This is a genomic window from Sporosarcina sp. FSL K6-1540 (assembly GCF_038620285.1).
Classification (GTDB): domain Bacteria; phylum Bacillota; class Bacilli; order Bacillales_A; family Planococcaceae; genus Sporosarcina; species Sporosarcina psychrophila.
In genome coordinates this window covers 2,055,901-2,070,788 of the sequence record NZ_CP152018.1, presented here as the reverse complement: position 1 = coordinate 2,070,788, position 14,888 = coordinate 2,055,901, and the positions used below count along the sequence as shown (strand labels likewise).

The 14,888-nt window shown below is 42.0% G+C and carries 17 protein-coding genes; 7 read left to right on the top strand and 10 right to left on the bottom strand.

The features are described from left to right. Window positions 1–160: 160 nt before the first annotated feature. The 4 genes from MKY15_RS09590 (at window position 161) to MKY15_RS09575 (ending at window position 4,658) form a co-directional block, all read left to right on the top strand. The gene (locus tag MKY15_RS09590) at window positions 161–781 is read left to right on the top strand and encodes a DUF47 domain-containing protein (protein WP_067205068.1); all 621 of its coding nucleotides are present in this window, start codon (window positions 161–163) and stop codon (window positions 779–781) included. Between the two features lie 11 nt (window positions 782–792). Further along, window positions 793–1,791 (top strand): inorganic phosphate transporter, encoded by a 999-nt coding sequence (locus MKY15_RS09585; RefSeq protein WP_067205066.1) that lies wholly within the window; start codon window positions 793–795, stop codon window positions 1,789–1,791. A 158-nt stretch (window positions 1,792–1,949) separates the two neighbouring features. Further along, the gene (locus tag MKY15_RS09580) at window positions 1,950–2,150 is read left to right on the top strand and encodes a cold-shock protein (RefSeq protein WP_067205063.1); all 201 of its coding nucleotides are present in this window, start codon (window positions 1,950–1,952) and stop codon (window positions 2,148–2,150) included. Between the two features lie 375 nt (window positions 2,151–2,525). Further along, entirely contained in the window at window positions 2,526–4,658 is a 2,133-nt protein-coding gene (locus MKY15_RS09575; RefSeq protein ID WP_342539559.1) for an MMPL family transporter, read from the top strand. Between the two features lie 443 nt (window positions 4,659–5,101). Here the strand turns inward: MKY15_RS09575 and MKY15_RS09570 are convergent, their stop codons facing one another. The 4 genes from MKY15_RS09570 to MKY15_RS09555 all read right to left on the bottom strand — a co-directional run bounded on the left by MKY15_RS09570 (window position 5,102) and on the right by MKY15_RS09555 (window position 7,430). After that, entirely contained in the window at window positions 5,102–5,260 is a 159-nt protein-coding gene (locus tag MKY15_RS09570; protein ID WP_187046511.1) for a hypothetical protein, read from the bottom strand. Beyond that, window positions 5,257–5,733 carry a hypothetical protein gene (locus MKY15_RS09565; protein WP_342539557.1) on the bottom strand — a complete coding sequence of 159 codons (477 nt, stop codon included), beginning with the start codon at window positions 5,731–5,733 and terminating at the stop codon, window positions 5,257–5,259. Before MKY15_RS09565 ends, MKY15_RS09570 begins: the two co-directional genes overlap by 4 nt. A 43-nt stretch (window positions 5,734–5,776) precedes the next feature. After that, the gene (locus tag MKY15_RS09560; RefSeq protein ID WP_342539556.1) at window positions 5,777–6,430 is read right to left on the bottom strand and encodes a pentapeptide repeat-containing protein; all 654 of its coding nucleotides are present in this window, start codon (window positions 6,428–6,430) and stop codon (window positions 5,777–5,779) included. A gap of 130 nt (window positions 6,431–6,560) precedes the next feature. Then, the gene (locus MKY15_RS09555; protein WP_342539555.1) at window positions 6,561–7,430 is read right to left on the bottom strand and encodes a putative RNA methyltransferase; all 870 of its coding nucleotides are present in this window, start codon (window positions 7,428–7,430) and stop codon (window positions 6,561–6,563) included. Window positions 7,431–7,588: 158 nt separating this feature from the next. On the opposite strand from MKY15_RS09555, the gene MKY15_RS09550 reads away from it, so the two are divergent. Both MKY15_RS09550 and MKY15_RS09545 read left to right on the top strand, forming a co-directional pair. Next, window positions 7,589–8,716: a CAP-associated domain-containing protein gene (locus tag MKY15_RS09550; protein WP_067205050.1), complete on the top strand. Its 1,128-nt coding sequence runs from the start codon at window positions 7,589–7,591 to the stop codon at window positions 8,714–8,716. 73 nt (window positions 8,717–8,789) lie between these two features. After that, window positions 8,790–9,929: a zinc-dependent alcohol dehydrogenase gene (locus MKY15_RS09545; protein ID WP_342539552.1), complete on the top strand. Its 1,140-nt coding sequence runs from the start codon at window positions 8,790–8,792 to the stop codon at window positions 9,927–9,929. A gap of 82 nt (window positions 9,930–10,011) precedes the next feature. Here MKY15_RS09545 and MKY15_RS09540 read toward each other — a convergent pair whose 3' ends face one another. Continuing rightward, window positions 10,012–10,566, bottom strand: coding sequence for a superoxide dismutase family protein (locus MKY15_RS09540; protein WP_342539551.1), 555 nt, complete (start codon window positions 10,564–10,566; stop codon window positions 10,012–10,014). Window positions 10,567–10,853: 287 nt separating this feature from the next. On the opposite strand from MKY15_RS09540, the gene MKY15_RS09535 reads away from it, so the two are divergent. Continuing rightward, a complete protein-coding gene (locus tag MKY15_RS09535; RefSeq protein WP_342539550.1) occupies window positions 10,854–11,174 on the top strand; it encodes a hypothetical protein in 321 nt (106 codons plus the stop codon). A 66-nt stretch (window positions 11,175–11,240) separates the two neighbouring features. On the opposite strand, the gene MKY15_RS09530 is transcribed toward MKY15_RS09535, so the two are convergent. The 5 genes from MKY15_RS09530 to MKY15_RS09510 form a co-directional block, all read right to left on the bottom strand. Then, window positions 11,241–12,233, bottom strand: coding sequence for an LLM class flavin-dependent oxidoreductase (locus MKY15_RS09530; RefSeq protein WP_342539549.1), 993 nt, complete (start codon window positions 12,231–12,233; stop codon window positions 11,241–11,243). Window positions 12,234–12,237: 4 nt separating this feature from the next. Beyond that, on the bottom strand, window positions 12,238–12,453 hold the full coding sequence (locus MKY15_RS09525) for a DUF896 domain-containing protein (RefSeq protein WP_067205039.1): 216 nt from the start codon (window positions 12,451–12,453) through the stop codon (window positions 12,238–12,240). 40 nt (window positions 12,454–12,493) lie between these two features. Continuing rightward, a complete protein-coding gene (locus MKY15_RS09520) occupies window positions 12,494–13,447 on the bottom strand; it encodes an LLM class oxidoreductase (protein ID WP_338653841.1) in 954 nt (317 codons plus the stop codon). A gap of 32 nt (window positions 13,448–13,479) precedes the next feature. Then, entirely contained in the window at window positions 13,480–13,962 is a 483-nt protein-coding gene (locus MKY15_RS09515; RefSeq protein WP_187046506.1) for an Rrf2 family transcriptional regulator, read from the bottom strand. A 148-nt stretch (window positions 13,963–14,110) separates the two neighbouring features. Then, on the bottom strand, window positions 14,111–14,794 hold the full coding sequence (locus MKY15_RS09510; protein ID WP_067205032.1) for a phosphoribosylaminoimidazolesuccinocarboxamide synthase: 684 nt from the start codon (window positions 14,792–14,794) through the stop codon (window positions 14,111–14,113). Window positions 14,795–14,888: the final 94 nt, after the last annotated feature.

Here is a 14,888-nt window from a genome sequence, read left to right as displayed (position 1 = left end):
CTCTATACAGATTTGATTTTTGTGAATCCTTTGTAGGGTCTTTGTAAAGATTGTGTAAAGTTTGTGCAGATATCGTCGAAATTTGTAGGTATCTCAAATTGTTTTTGATATGATGGGATTGTTAAAAAATTATTTCCCATACTGGGACGGAGGTACAACAATGTTCAGCTCACGTAAACCTGACCCTTTTTTCATAGCATTATTAACCATTGCTGAAAATGTGCAAGAAGCGGTTCATTATGCCAACGACTTTAAAGTGGTGACAGTTGCCGACTTGAAAGAAGTAAGCATTAAACTCAAAAATTACGAGACGGAAGGTGACACGCTCATCCACGATCTCATTACTAAGCTTAACAAGTCGTTCATGACACCAATTGAGCGGGAAGATATCATGAATTTGGCCATTAAGATGGATGATGTTCTTGATGGTATTGAACATTTCGCAGCACATCTTGAAATGTTCTCTCTTACTGAAATTGATGAGTATGTACAGAAATTCATGGAAAACATTGTGAAAAGTACCGACGAAATCGTTAAAGCGATGAAATTGCTTGCGAGGAAAAAACTTGAAGCGATGCACGATCACGCAGTACTTATTAAAGATTACGAACGAGTTTGTGATGAAGTTTTCCGTACATCGGTCAAACAACTCTTCATTAATGAAAAGGATCCAATTCGCATTATCCAATTCAAAGACATATATGAACAGCTTGAAGATGTCGCCGATTATTGCCAAGATGTTGCCAACACAATCGAATCAATTATTATGCGCAACGCATAAGGGGGAGCCAAATGGATACAATACTTCTCCTCACCATACTAGTCGTTGTTTTCGCACTCGCTTTTGATTTCATCAACGGATTTCATGACACGGCGAATGCCATCGCAACATCCGTTTCGACTCGTGCACTGAAACCGAGAACTGCTATTATGATGGCAGCTGTCATGAACTTCGTCGGCGCTCTCGCATTTACAGGAGTCGCAAAAACGATTTCAAAAGACATTGTCGATCCATTCGTTCTCGAAAACGGTTCGCTTGTCATCTTAGCGGCACTTATATCAGCAATTGCGTGGAATCTGATTACCTGGTATTTCGGAATCCCATCCAGTTCATCCCATGCTTTAATCGGTTCAATCGCTGGCGCGGCTATTTCAGCAGCAGGTTTCGGCATTTTAAATTACAGCGGTTTCCTAAAAATATTACAAGCGCTTCTTATTTCTCCGTTCATTGCACTTGCAGGCGGCTTCCTTGTAATGTCGATATTCAAAGTGACCTTGAAGAACAAGAATTTATTTAAGGCAAATAAACGAATTCGTTATATGCAAATCGGAACAGCAGCGCTTCAATCGTTCACACACGGTACAAATGATGCGCAAAAAGCCATGGGTATAATTACAATGGCATTGATTGCAGCAGAATTGCAGACGTCGGACGATATTCAACTTTGGGTCCGGATTGCTGCAGCGACAGCGATGGGGATCGGAACATCAATCGGTGGCTATAAAATCATTAAGACTGTCGGCGGCAAGATTATGAAAATCCGTCCAGTGAACGGCATAGCAGCTGATTTGTCATCTGCTATGATTATTTTTGGAGCGACACTTATCCATTTACCGGTTAGTACAACACACGTCATTTCTTCCGCAATCATGGGTGTAGGTTCAGCTCAACGTGTAAAAGGTGTCAATTGGGGAGTCGCTAGAACGATTGTCACGACATGGATTATTACTTTACCAATTTCAGCAACAATCGCTGCGATTGTCTATCAGATCCTTAACTTGTTTTTTTAATTCAAACATTTCTCTTGCAATGTGCTAATATCCCTGTTATGATAAAGAAGAATTATTTTTGTTCGGCATGATGGTCTCGAATAAATCTTGACCGCTTCAAGACTTGAGCAAGGATAGTAATACAATGTATGCACAAAGCATACGAGGAGGAAACACACATGGAACAAGGTAAAGTGAAATGGTTTAACGCAGAAAAAGGATTTGGCTTCATCGAACGCGAAGACGGAGACGATGTATTCGTACACTTCTCAGCTATTCAAGGAGAAGGCTTCAAGTCTCTTGAAGAAGGCCAAGATGTAACGTTTGAAATCGAGCAAGGCCAACGCGGTCTTCAAGCTACAAACGTAAACAAAAACTAATTTGAATTAACCATTCAAAAGCCATTTCCTTCGGGGAATGGCTTTTTTCTTTGTCCAAAATTAATTGTGGTGACTACTAAGTACTTATAATAAACTGAGCATTGGAGCCTTACTAGGGGTATCAGAAACCTAAGACTGGAGGGTAGCATCCCCTAGCGAATTCAATGTAATTCTTATTTCAACCTATATACGATGAACTTCCCTCCAGGATGCAACCTATTATTACCTACATAGACTCGTTTAGTAACCGCTTGCGGATTTTCACTCATGCTAGATTCCCTAACCTGTGCCGCCTCCTTCGATAAAAGACATTCCCATCATTTTCCGTTATTATAGAAGAATAGAGTCAATCTATACACAGGAAGGAATGATTGTATGCGTACACTTGCGCGTTTTGTAACAAGCGCACATAAATATATTATCTTTGCATGGATTGCAATCTTCGTCATATTGACGCTATTCGCGATTAAGTTGCCCGGACTTTTAGAAGGTGACGGCTTCCAAACAGATGGCGAACATGCCGCAGTCATGAATATTGTATCTGATGAATTCGATATGCCGGCAGAAACCATGTTCCTCGTTTTCGATAATGTGTCAGATGAAAAAATAGTATCTACACTCACTAACGTAGATAAACTTAAGGTCACTTCAGAAATCGTGTCACCGTTTGACAACGATACACAGTATAAAAACACTGCTTCCTACGCACTTCTTCATTTTGATAACGCGGAGAAAGATATGTCTGTTATCGTCACGGATATCCGAGAGGCTGTCGGTAATGAAAAAGGAATCACACTTACAGGTGCTTCCGCTATTTCAAAGGACATTAACACTGCTAGCCAACGTGACTTAATGACAGCAGAGGCAATCGGGTTACCGATTGCAATTATTATACTTCTTTTCGCTTTCGGAACTGTCGTCGCTTCATTCGTACCATTAATTATTGGTATTGTAACTGTCGTATCCTCTTTCGGTGTATTGGCCATTCTTGGCGGAAAAATGGACCTGTCCATTTTTGTCTTGAATATCATCCCAATGCTGGGACTTGCGCTTAGTATAGACTTTGCTTTGTTGTTCATCAGCCGTTATCGTGAAGAACGCAAAAGGAGCGACATGCATGAAGCTATCTCCACTACGATTCGAACAGCAGGAAGATCCGTCATCTTTTCCGCTTTCTGTGTGTTCATCGGACTTGGCGCAATGATGCTTATACAGGTCGACATTTTCCAAAACATTGCAATCGGCGGTATGATTGTCGTAGCAATGGCTGTCCTTGCATCTATAACCTTGTTACCGTCCGTACTTATTGCGCTTGGCGACCGGATTGACAAATGGCAGCTATTGAAAGAAAAATCGGCTGAAGCGAACGGTTGGCGCAAATTTGCCAACGCAGTTATTAAGCGTCCCGTTATGATAACAATTGTTGCGTTTATCCTACTCGGTATCGCAATAATTCCAGTGAAAAATATGGATTTAACAATTCCAGCAATTGATTCATTGCCAAAGTCGTATGATACGCGCCAAGCTTTTGAATTGATTGATAAAGAGTTTGGTCTGGCTGATCAAGCCGCTGTCTATGTCATTGCAGAACGTGCGGACGGCTGGGTGGATGAAAAAGGTCTCCAGTCCATGAAAGAACTCGAAAAAGAACTTTCAAACGATCCGCTTGTGGATAAAGTAACGACAATTTTTACTGCAAGTGACATCGATTCCGTCGAACAATGGGAGCAAGCGATGTTGGCGCCTGAAATCGCCGCCGGACTCTCCCCTCTTATTGAAACATTTGTGAAAGACGACAAGCTGATGATTCCTGTGACACTTAGAGCTAATGGCAGTTCAGATGCCGCACAAGATTGGGCGCGCGACTGGTCCGACAAGCAAACGGAGTGGAACTTATCCATCGGCGGACAACCAAAGTTCAATCAGGAAATCTTCGATGAAATACTGGATAAGATTTTGTACGTTCTGTTGGTTATCCTCGTCTCGACGTTTTTCATCCTAATGATTGCTTTTAAATCTATTTTAATACCGATTAAAGCAATTTTGATGAACATCGTCGGATTGGCTGCCACATTCGGTATTCTCGTCTATATTTTCCAGTATGGTCATTTCGGATTGGAAGCAGGCACAATTGCGCTTATCATCCCTGTCATCGTCTTTAGTCTTGTCTTTGGACTAAGTATGGACTACGAAGTGTTCCTCATCTCAAGGATGCAGGAAGAGTATGCGAAAACATTGGATAATGACCACTCAACTGTTGAAGGTCTTGCAACAACAAGTAAGATCATCACGTCTGCGGCACTGATCATGATTGTTCTGACAGGGGCATTCGCCTTTACGGACGTTATGCCAGTGAAACAGATTGGTGTCGGCATCGCGATAGCAGTCGCCATTGACGCAACGATTATTCGCCTATTGCTCGTTCCAAGCCTAATGAAACTGTTTGGCAAATGGAACTGGTGGTTACCGTTTAGAAAAGGGCCCTATAAGCCAGGAAATTGGCATTAAGAAAAGCGGAAGGTGCCTAAAAGGAACGCAGCTTAAGTACGCCACTTCCTGTGGCAACAGCTGCATGACCTACATCCTGTAGGCCCGCGATAGGCATAAGACGGATCGGCGAAGCGGTGCACTTTACCGCATAGCCGGTTCGACTTATGACCCGAGCATCTGACCGCTGGAGCTAGACATTAAAGAAAAGCGGAAGGCGCCTAAAAGGAACGCAGCTTAAGTACGCCACTTCCTGTGGCAACAGCTGCATGACCTACATCCTGTAGGCCCGCGACAGGCATAAGACGGATTGGCGAAGCGGTGCACTTTACCGCATAGCCGGTTCGACTTATGACCCGAGCATCTGACCGCTGGAGCTAGACATCGACCACAGTGGAAAAAACGTATATATTTTAGCTTTAGAAAAAGCACACCAGGGATTAATCCCTGGTGTGCTTTTTCAATTAGCGATAATCAACTTCTTCTATCAATTCAACAACCGTCACAATCGGCGCCATCCCATTTTCCATATTATTGACTGTTGCCTTCATCGTGAAATAAACAGCAATAATACTTAATAATGTAATTAGCACAAGGCCAATGACAAGGTTTTTACCTTTCACTGCGCATCATCCTCGTCTTCAACTCTGACGAATTCCTCTTCAATCAAATAGACGTCCGCTTCGTTATAATCACCGAAACTTTCTTCAAGATTCAAGCCGTGATACAAATTCCAGAAGCCTTGCTCTTCCATAAGGATTAGCTCTTCACCTTCATTGTTCACAAACTTTTGTACAATAGCCTGTGGTTCAGGTGCCCCTTCAGATAAAGCCTTGATAGAATCTGCAATAATTTTCCGTAGTTCCACTTCTGAAGCTTCACGGATATTGACGAGACCACGTTCATCCGCATCATAACCAGGAATTCCCGCTACATAGATAAAACCGTTACCGTTCGGGTGAAGATGCTGAACGACGACTGTTTTTTCATATAAGCTTTCTTCATAATGATAGTTGACCCGTTTCATTGACACATCTTTACGTGTAAGTTCGGGAATTGTTTCGATAATCTGTTGTTTCTCTTCAAATGTCAACATATATGTTCACTCTTTTCCACTCTGATTTCGTTTAAGTATACCATTATTCTTCTTTCACGGATAATCCAAGCACACGTGCGAAGCCAATTGCCTGATCTTTTGACACAATACAGCCTGCAATTTTCGGGAGCGTGACTTCAATCCGGTCATATGTACTATCAGACAAGTCAACACCATTCAAGTCCGTTTCAGTGAAGTTAATATTATCCAGCTTACACAACTTAAATTGCACGTTATTAAATGAGCTTTCATAAATATCGCCATCTGTTAAATTACACTCAGCGAATTCAACTTCCTTCATGCTAGAGAAGCTGAAGTTAATATAGCGCCCATCACATTCCTTGATTAACGTATGCCCCACTTTCGCATTCGCAAAGTCCGTACCCGTCAGTTTCGAATTAACGATTTCACACCTGTGGAACATGGCACTTTGAAAATTAACATTGGATAAATCGCACGTATCAAACACTACATCAACAAATTCTGCTCCCGCTAAATCACTTCCCGCAAACGATACATCTTTAAAGATCACGTCATCGAAAGTCAGTCTTCCACCTTCCGCACCTGTCATATGACCTCCGTCAATGCGGACTTTTTCAATGTATCCTTCATTATCGAGAATCGCTTCCACTTGCATAGCCTTATGAGTAACAGACAACTTCGGTTTCTGTCGTTTACTAACCTTTTTTTTAGTCATAAATGAATCCCCCTTTAGCGCGTCTTCCATTCCATAATAATAATAATTAGTATAACTACCGCAATCGCGAGAATATAAAACCAGCTTGGAACACTGCTAATTCCACCAAACATCTTCCTCGCCCCTTTCTTTACTCAACCCTCTTCACACCTGAAATGACGGTGAAGTCGATTGTAATGTTCTGTATATCCATTCCTAGCGCTTCTTCAATCTTTTCCTCACTCGCGCCCCACGTGAGCGGAGTCATGCGGATAAGCGGTGCAAGAAGCCCCGACGATAACGGGAATACATACGTAATCCGTTCCGTTGTGACAGCGTCATAGTGTTGCGCAAAGCGCGCAACGGGATCCGTATCGCCTGTGCGCTCTTCATCATCATAAAAAACAGCTCGTAACTCCTTTAGATAACCGCTTTCCGGTACTGCTTTCACAAACAATCCATCTGGTTTTAGAAGACGTGTAAACTCTGCGTAATTTGCCGGCGATAAAATATTTAAAATAACATCGAATTGGCTTTCTTGGAACGGGCAGTTCGCCAGGTCCGCGACACTCCAAATTGAACCTGGATACTCTTTCGCCGCCGCAGTAATCCCCTCTTTTGCAAGATCAATGCCTATTCCAGTTGTTTTACCAGGCAGCTGTGAAAGAATTGCCGACAAGTGCGTGCCTTCCCCGCAACCCGCGTCCAGAATGAAGGCCTGTTCCCGCCCTTCTATATGCTCATGAACTTTATGTGTAATAAATTCCAGAACCTGATTGAAAAACCCACTGCTCATTACCGTTTTTCTTGCTTCAAATAGCGATTTATCATACTTCGTCACATGTGCCTGCGGTGCTAAATTGACATAGCCATTTTTTGACAAATCGAATGAGTGATTGTCTACACAAACGAGCCGCGACTTGTCCTCCATGACCATTCCAGATGCGCAGATTGGACATCTAAATAAATGCGAGTTGCTTTCCATCACTTGTGCATTGAATATTTTTTTTGATATAGTCATACGTTGAAAACCCCGTTCATCAGTTGTTCTATTAGTATACAGCTTTTCGACGAGTACTGGAAATGGAGCGAACCCAGTTTATTACCGTCACCATAAATACCTTCATACTGTATTCAACTAGTCCCATGGGGTTACAATAGCAGGTAGGAGGCGATTCCATGAAACGATTATTCCTTTTCATCCTTTTCATTGCTGCACTTTATTTCACAAAACCGTACTGGGAAGAACCAGTCTCACAATATGTCGACATCTCTTTTCTAGAACCTGTCGATGAAAAAATCGATACTCTTTTGACAAAGGAATCCCTCGACACAACAATCCGTTCCATCAGCAACACCATAGATAAAGCACTATCTTACCTAACTTCAAAGACAACTGAAACCGAAGAATCTATCCCTGTTGCAGAAAAACCAGTGTTGGATAAACCCTTGAAAACCCAGGTCTCAATCCACAATATCGAACTTGGTAGCCCACAAGAAAACGTGACAGCTGAACTTGGGGAACCAAAAAATCAATCCATGAACGAATACGGTACCGAATGGTTCACTTATCATGATGGCTATCAAAACTTCGTCATGGTTTCGTTCGATGATAAACAGATAGTGAACGCCATTTATACAAATGACGACCTCATTTCATCAACTGCTGGCATCAAATACGGTTCTTTAAAATCAACGGTGCGCGAAACATTCGGCGAACCGATTAAAGAAATTCGAAAAGGTTTGAACATTTACATGCTCCAGGAAAGTGAGGGTTTTGACGTCTTCAAATCAGGCGATACCTACACTTATGTTTTTTATGATTTACATCAAAATGACAAAGTTACAGCCATCCAGCTAATTAACGATTCATTGGAAAAGAAAAAAACCGGCATCTATGCCGGCGGTGATGCAAACTTACGAAACGGGTTCGAACAACAACTTTTCGACTTAACGAATGCAGCGCGCGTCCGTCACGGGCTTTCCATCCTAAAATGGGAGTCAAACGTAGCAGTTACAGCGCGCAAACACAGTGCGGATATGGCAGATAATGATTATTTTAGCCACGAAAACAAGCAAGGGAAATCCCCATTCGATCGAATGAAAGATGACGGCGTCAGTTTCCGGGGTGCAGGTGAAAATCTTGCATATGGCCAATCAAGCAGTATTTTTGCGCATGAAGGCCTTATGAATTCAGAGGGACATCGCGAAAACATTTTGCTAGATACTTACAGCCACCTGGGGACGGGCGTTTCGTTCAATGATAAATTGCAGCCTTATTATACAGAGAACTTTTTGCTGAAATAAGCTCCATTTAGGATTAATGGGTCATATTCAGGGAATTGGATAGACTATTAAGCATAATGGAGGGGATTTATCAATGAAAGCTGTTACATTCCAGGGTGCAAAAGATATTAAAGTAAAAAAAGTGGATGACCCAAAAATTGAAAAGCATGATGACATTGTCGTCAAGGTAACTTCTACTGCCATTTGCGGATCAGATTTGCACATCTATTTGGGCGCTATACCGACGCATAAGGACTATGTCATCGGACATGAACCGATGGGTATTGTCGAAGAAGTCGGGCCCAATGTGACGAAAGTAAAAAAAGGGGATCGCGTCGTAATCCCGTTCAATTTGGCATGCGGGCATTGTTTTTATTGTGACAATGAAATGGAAAGTCAATGCGACAATTCGAATCCGAATCCCCATGTGGACACGGGCGGTTATCTTGGATTCACCGAACGCTACGGCAATTACCCAGGCGGACAAGCCGAGTATTTACGTGTTCCTTATGGCAACTTTACACCGTTTGTCATCCCTGAAACATGTGAGCTCCCCGATGAAGCCCTTCTTTTCATGTCGGACGTCCTGCCGACAGCTTATTGGAGCGTAGAAAATGCGGGTGTTAAAAAAGGTGATACGGTCGCTGTCCTCGGATGCGGGCCAGTCGGTCTTATGGTTCAGAAGTTTGCTTGGATGAAAGGCGCTAAACGTGTGTTGGCAATCGATCACGTTCCATATCGCCTAAACCATGCTGTTAAAATGAATAAAGTGGAAGCACTGAACTTCGAAAAATTCGACGATATAGGCAGCCACATTAAAGAGATGACCAGTGGCGGGGTCGACATAGTCATTGATTGTGTCGGAATGGACGGTAAAAAGAACATGCTTGAGAAAGCTGGACAGAAATTGAAGCTGCAAGGCGGAACATTAAGCGCTATTGATATCGCTTATAAATCCGTTCGAAAGTTTGGGACCATCCAGCTAACAGGCGTTTATGGTTCCCTTTACAATATGTTTCCTCTCGGTAATCTTTTCGAACGCAATATTACGCTAAAAATGGGACAAGCGCCTGTCATTCATTACATGCCGATGCTTTTCGATAAAATCACGAAAGGCCAATTCGACCCGACAGAAATCATTTCCCACGTGGTCCCACTTGAAGAAGCTGCTACCGCTTATCAGCGTTTTCACGATCATGAAGATGAGTGTATTAAAGTCATATTGAAGCCTTGAATGAAAAACCGGTGGATGCACATCTTAGTGATGTATCCGCCGGTTTTTTCGTGGTCTAAAGTATACTTTTTATGACTATCCCTTACTTCTTTTTAATAACCGCACAGGCAATTCGATCACCTGAGTTACCCGATGGATCCGTTTTGTAGTCATCTACTTTTTCATGAATAACAAGCGAACTGCCGTCAGCGTCAAGAAGTGAGTTCTTAACGTCTGGCTTTAGCGTAACTAATGCAGTCGTCACTTCAGCAGTGACCTTACCATCTGCATCGACTTCGAGGTTCGGTAGATCACCTAAATGAAACCCTTTTGGATTATCAAACCCGTGTTCTTTATGTCCCGGATTGAAATGGTCTCCTGCAGATTTAAAATCAGGTGGTGTACACACAGCCATTTCGTGAATATGAACGCCATGTTTGCCTGGCGACAATCCTTCAGCCTGGATATTGATTGTCACACCGTCGATTCCTTCAACAAAGCTGGCTTCACCAATTTTATCCCCTTTCGTGTTCAAAATCGGCGACATCACCGACTGGACGCTTTCTCCAGTGACTGGTAATTTCACTCCATTCTTTCCACACCCACCAGCAATCAATAGCGCAGACAACATAATGGATAGTACAATTTTTTGTTTCAATATAATTCCTCCTCACTATCTCTTTACTAAGGAGGATGGCTTTAATTCATTTTAATATGTATGGAAAGTAGAATTATTTTCCTATCTAAGTTGAAATAATGATTCATTTCAATTACGCTTCAGCGCTTAGGGAGTGCCTTCACTCCCTTTTTACACGTATTCATATGTTCAATTATCTATATCTTATATTTTCTTCTGCGATTGCTTAAACACAGATCGGGTTAACACACCAGGAAACTAATTCCATATCACTTCGTCTTACCTTTGACAGAAAGGGTGGAAATCGCATGTCTTTCTTGACAATTACAATGTCTTTAGCTGATTTGCAAAGTTATTTGAATAAAATTGATGAATTGTTAATCATCGGATTGCTATCAAGTATTGTCTTTATTTGGAGAAGTAAAAAGCTTGGAATAGCTCAGTATTTACTTTACATCATCTCAGTTATGTCGATAGGTATTGCTGGCTATACTGGAATTCTTGGTGGAATCCTAGCCGATGAATTAAATTTGGGTGGAACCATTGTTCGTGAACTAATCGTTATTTCACTAGGTATCTTCACTATATTTTATACACTTGAGAAATCGGCAGATGATACAAACAAGTAAAAAAACCGCTACCAATTCCAGTTTACGTCGAATTGGCGGCGGTTTATCTCTTTTATTTAATTAACTTTAAAACAGTTCCTTCGCTAATAGACGATAAACATCCAAGCGTTTCTTTTGCGAATGAGGAATGCTGCAAATCATGGCTTCATCAAATCCGTAATGCTCCTGCTCTGTTTGTAACAGCGTCGCAATCTCTTTAGCTGTTCCCACTAAATGCAGTTTACGATTTTCTTTAATGGTCATACGATCCATTTCCGTCAACGGATAATCTTGGGCCTCTTCAGGTGTTAAGGATTGCCCGAGGTGACCTTTCATTAGCATTAAACGGGCAATGTCCTGAGGTACAGCTTCGAATTCAGCCTCTTCTTTTGTTTCAGCTACCGTTACCATATAGGACACATTGATTTCCGGTTTTTCCAAGAACACCGAGGGTTGGAAATTCTTTTTATATGCATCTAAAATCTCTTTAGTCATACCGCCGTTGAAGAACTGCGCAAACGAATAGCCTACACCCATCCGACCTGCCTGGATTGCGCTGTTGCCGCTCGAACCAAGCAACCATGCTTCCGGTAAAACGATAGTAGAAGGGGTTGCGATTGTTTTGTTGTACAAATTGTCTTCCGGCACTTCATCGTTAATCAATTGGAGTGCCGTCTCAAATTTCTCATACATATCATTGACCATCGGTTTGCGGCCTTCTGATAATGCATAAATGGCTTGGTTATCCCCACCCGGCGCGCGACCGACACCAAAGTCAATTCGACCAGGAGAAAACGCACTCAATGTTTTAAACACTTCAGCTAGTTTCAATGGCGAATAATGCATCATCATTACACCGCCTGTACCAATACGAATGTTTTTCGTTTTGGCAGCCAAGTGAGCTGCTGTTACTTCGGGTGCTGAACTTGCAAATGATTTTGTTCCATGATGTTCAGCCATCCACATCCGATGGTAGCCTAATTCATCTGCCAAGATAGCCAGTTCTTCTGCTTTTTTCAAAGCACCTGGGGCAGTATTTCCACTAGTAACAGGTGCTTGATCTAGTATACTTAATCTCATATGTTTAACGTCCCTTCTCTTGGCGAAGCTTCTCAGGTGTGACGTCTTCCCCAAGTGGGTCAATCACAGTTATACCTGAAACAGTGTTCAGAACTTGCCCACGAATTTCTCGTAAGTAGTCTTGCTGCAATACTGTTTGTTCAACCATTTCGGCATTTGTCAAACCTTCTTCACGTTGTTTTTTTGCTAGCTCATTAATGCGGTCTAAGTCTTTAATCATTTTTTCTCCCTCTTCCCCTATCATTTACTTTTCAATGGCTTCACTTCTCAATTGATGGAAAGTGAGGAAGTACATATTCCCCTATTTCCTGAATTACATCTTCCACGGGGCGGTTACCCGTTTTCAAACCCAATATGACATGATTAACACCAATATTTTGTAAAGCATACAAGTAATCGATTAGAAACTTATGACCTGACCTAAAGCCTACTTTTATAGGTACTGGGTTCGGTGCGGCCAACGGATTCTCTGATAAGTCGATAACCAATGGTTGTATAAATGGTTTAAACTCACCCGTTGCCTGTCGCCAAAGTTTGATCATTTCACGCTGGTGATTCGCTTCTTGCGCATAAAACATCCAGCCATCCATATGTTCTGCCAGCCATTCAGTCGTTTGACCAGAATAGCCTGTTGCTAAAACGGGGATATCGGCTAAGACAGGCTTGGGAATAATATCCCCTTCTGTCATGGCAACCCTTTCTGTATGAACCTGTGGGTATGATTCTTCCCACACTTTTTTCATGACCGTTAACGACTCCCGAAACAATTCTGCCCTATCATTATGCTCCACTTTAAATGCGGGAAATTCGATTGGGCGGTCACCAGTTGCAGCGCCAAACAAGAAACGTTGATTAGACATTTCATCCAAAGATGCAGCTGATTTGGCTAAGTGCAGGGGGTGACGTAATGTTGTGACGACACTTGCAGTACCAAGCGCGAGTTTATTCGTATGTGCTGTTACATAGGCGAGAAAAATAAAAGGATCATATATAACACCTGTATCTCCAAATTTAGGATCGAATAACGGTGAATCTCTAACAAACAAAGAAGCAAATCCTAGATCTTCTACTTTATTCACAAGCGTCATTTGCTCTTTCAAATCCATCTTGGGGAGACTTCCAGCATCCGGCTCCAAAGGAAACATAAACCCAAGCGTTAATTTGTTTTCCTTAAACGTTCGTGTAAAACCATTATGTGATTGGAATTTCCCCATAATGCCATCCTCCTAGCTGCCACTCTTTTCAATCACAGAACCATTTTTTCGCGAATCAATTCTTGTAGAAATTCCACTTTCTCTTGATAGCGCTCTGTCTGAATTCCATCTGATAGGGATGCGATTGTTTCACGCTTCAGTACGGATTTCCAAACCGATTCAGCTTCTCCCATTAAGTCCGTTAACAAACAACCTGTATCTTCTTTTTCCAAATCAAGCATGTCGTCGAGAATCCCACTCGCGGAATAAAGGGATTGCTGACCCTCTATTGCGAGATAAATATCGTATATCCGGATCTCTTCGGGCTTTTTCTTTAATTTGAACCCACCTTTTACACCTGACACAGAAGTAATCAAGTCTGCACTGACCAGTTTTCTCAACAACTTTTGAAAATATGTTGGTGAGGTTCCCAGTTGCTGGCTGATTGCATCTCCTGGTAGTACTGCTCTATCCGGCAGCATGTTTAGCATGAGAATCGCATAAACAGACTGCTCAACGCCTGTTTTCATTTGCATAAAATTCGCCTCTTTTATTAATCTAATGTAGATATTCATTATCCTCTTTATCGAATTTTATCTTACAGTACTCGTAAAGTACATTTATTTGATTGTAATAAAAACCGCTGCCAACTCCAGTTTCGTGGAATTAACAGCGGTTTGTCATTTATGCAAGTATCAATTTTTCAAGATCCATTGGTGCAATATATGTACCGTCTTTATAGACGCGCATATTACCACCGGAAATTTCGTCAATCAGCATGATCTTACCTGATTCAGCGTCGCGTCCAAACTCGAGTTTAATATCATACAAGTCAAGACCTTTTGCTGCAAGTTCAGCTCTAACTACGCCTGAAATCTCTTTCGTTAATGCTTCGAGCGTAACGTATTCATCAGTTGTCAATAGACCAAGTTGTGCTAGTCCATCCTTGTTTATCGGCGGGTCGTTACGGTCATCGTCTTTGAGCGTGACTTCTACGAAGGCATCCAAAGGTTGTCCTTCTTCACAGTACGCACCGTATCTACGCAAGAAGCTTCCAACAGCGCGGTATCTGCAAATCACTTCAAGGCCTTTGCCGAATACCTTCGCTGATCGTACTGTCATCGTTACTTCATCAATATTAGCATCTACATAATGAGTAGGAATATCTTTATCCGCCATTTTTTCAAAGAAATATTTCGTCATCCGAAGTCCGGATTGCCCCGCGCCTTCAATCGATAAGCCAACTGTGTTCGCACCAGGATCGAAAACCCCGTCTTCTCCGGTTACATCATCTTTAAATTTCAGTAGTACATTGTTGCCGTCCAATTTGTATACATCTTTCGTCTTCCCTTTATATATGAGTTCCATGCGTCTGTTCCCTTCTATAGTAGGATGAACGTTCACCTTTAGTATAATTGAGAATCGTCATAAGAAAAAGAGTTTTTCTTAAATATCGGATAAT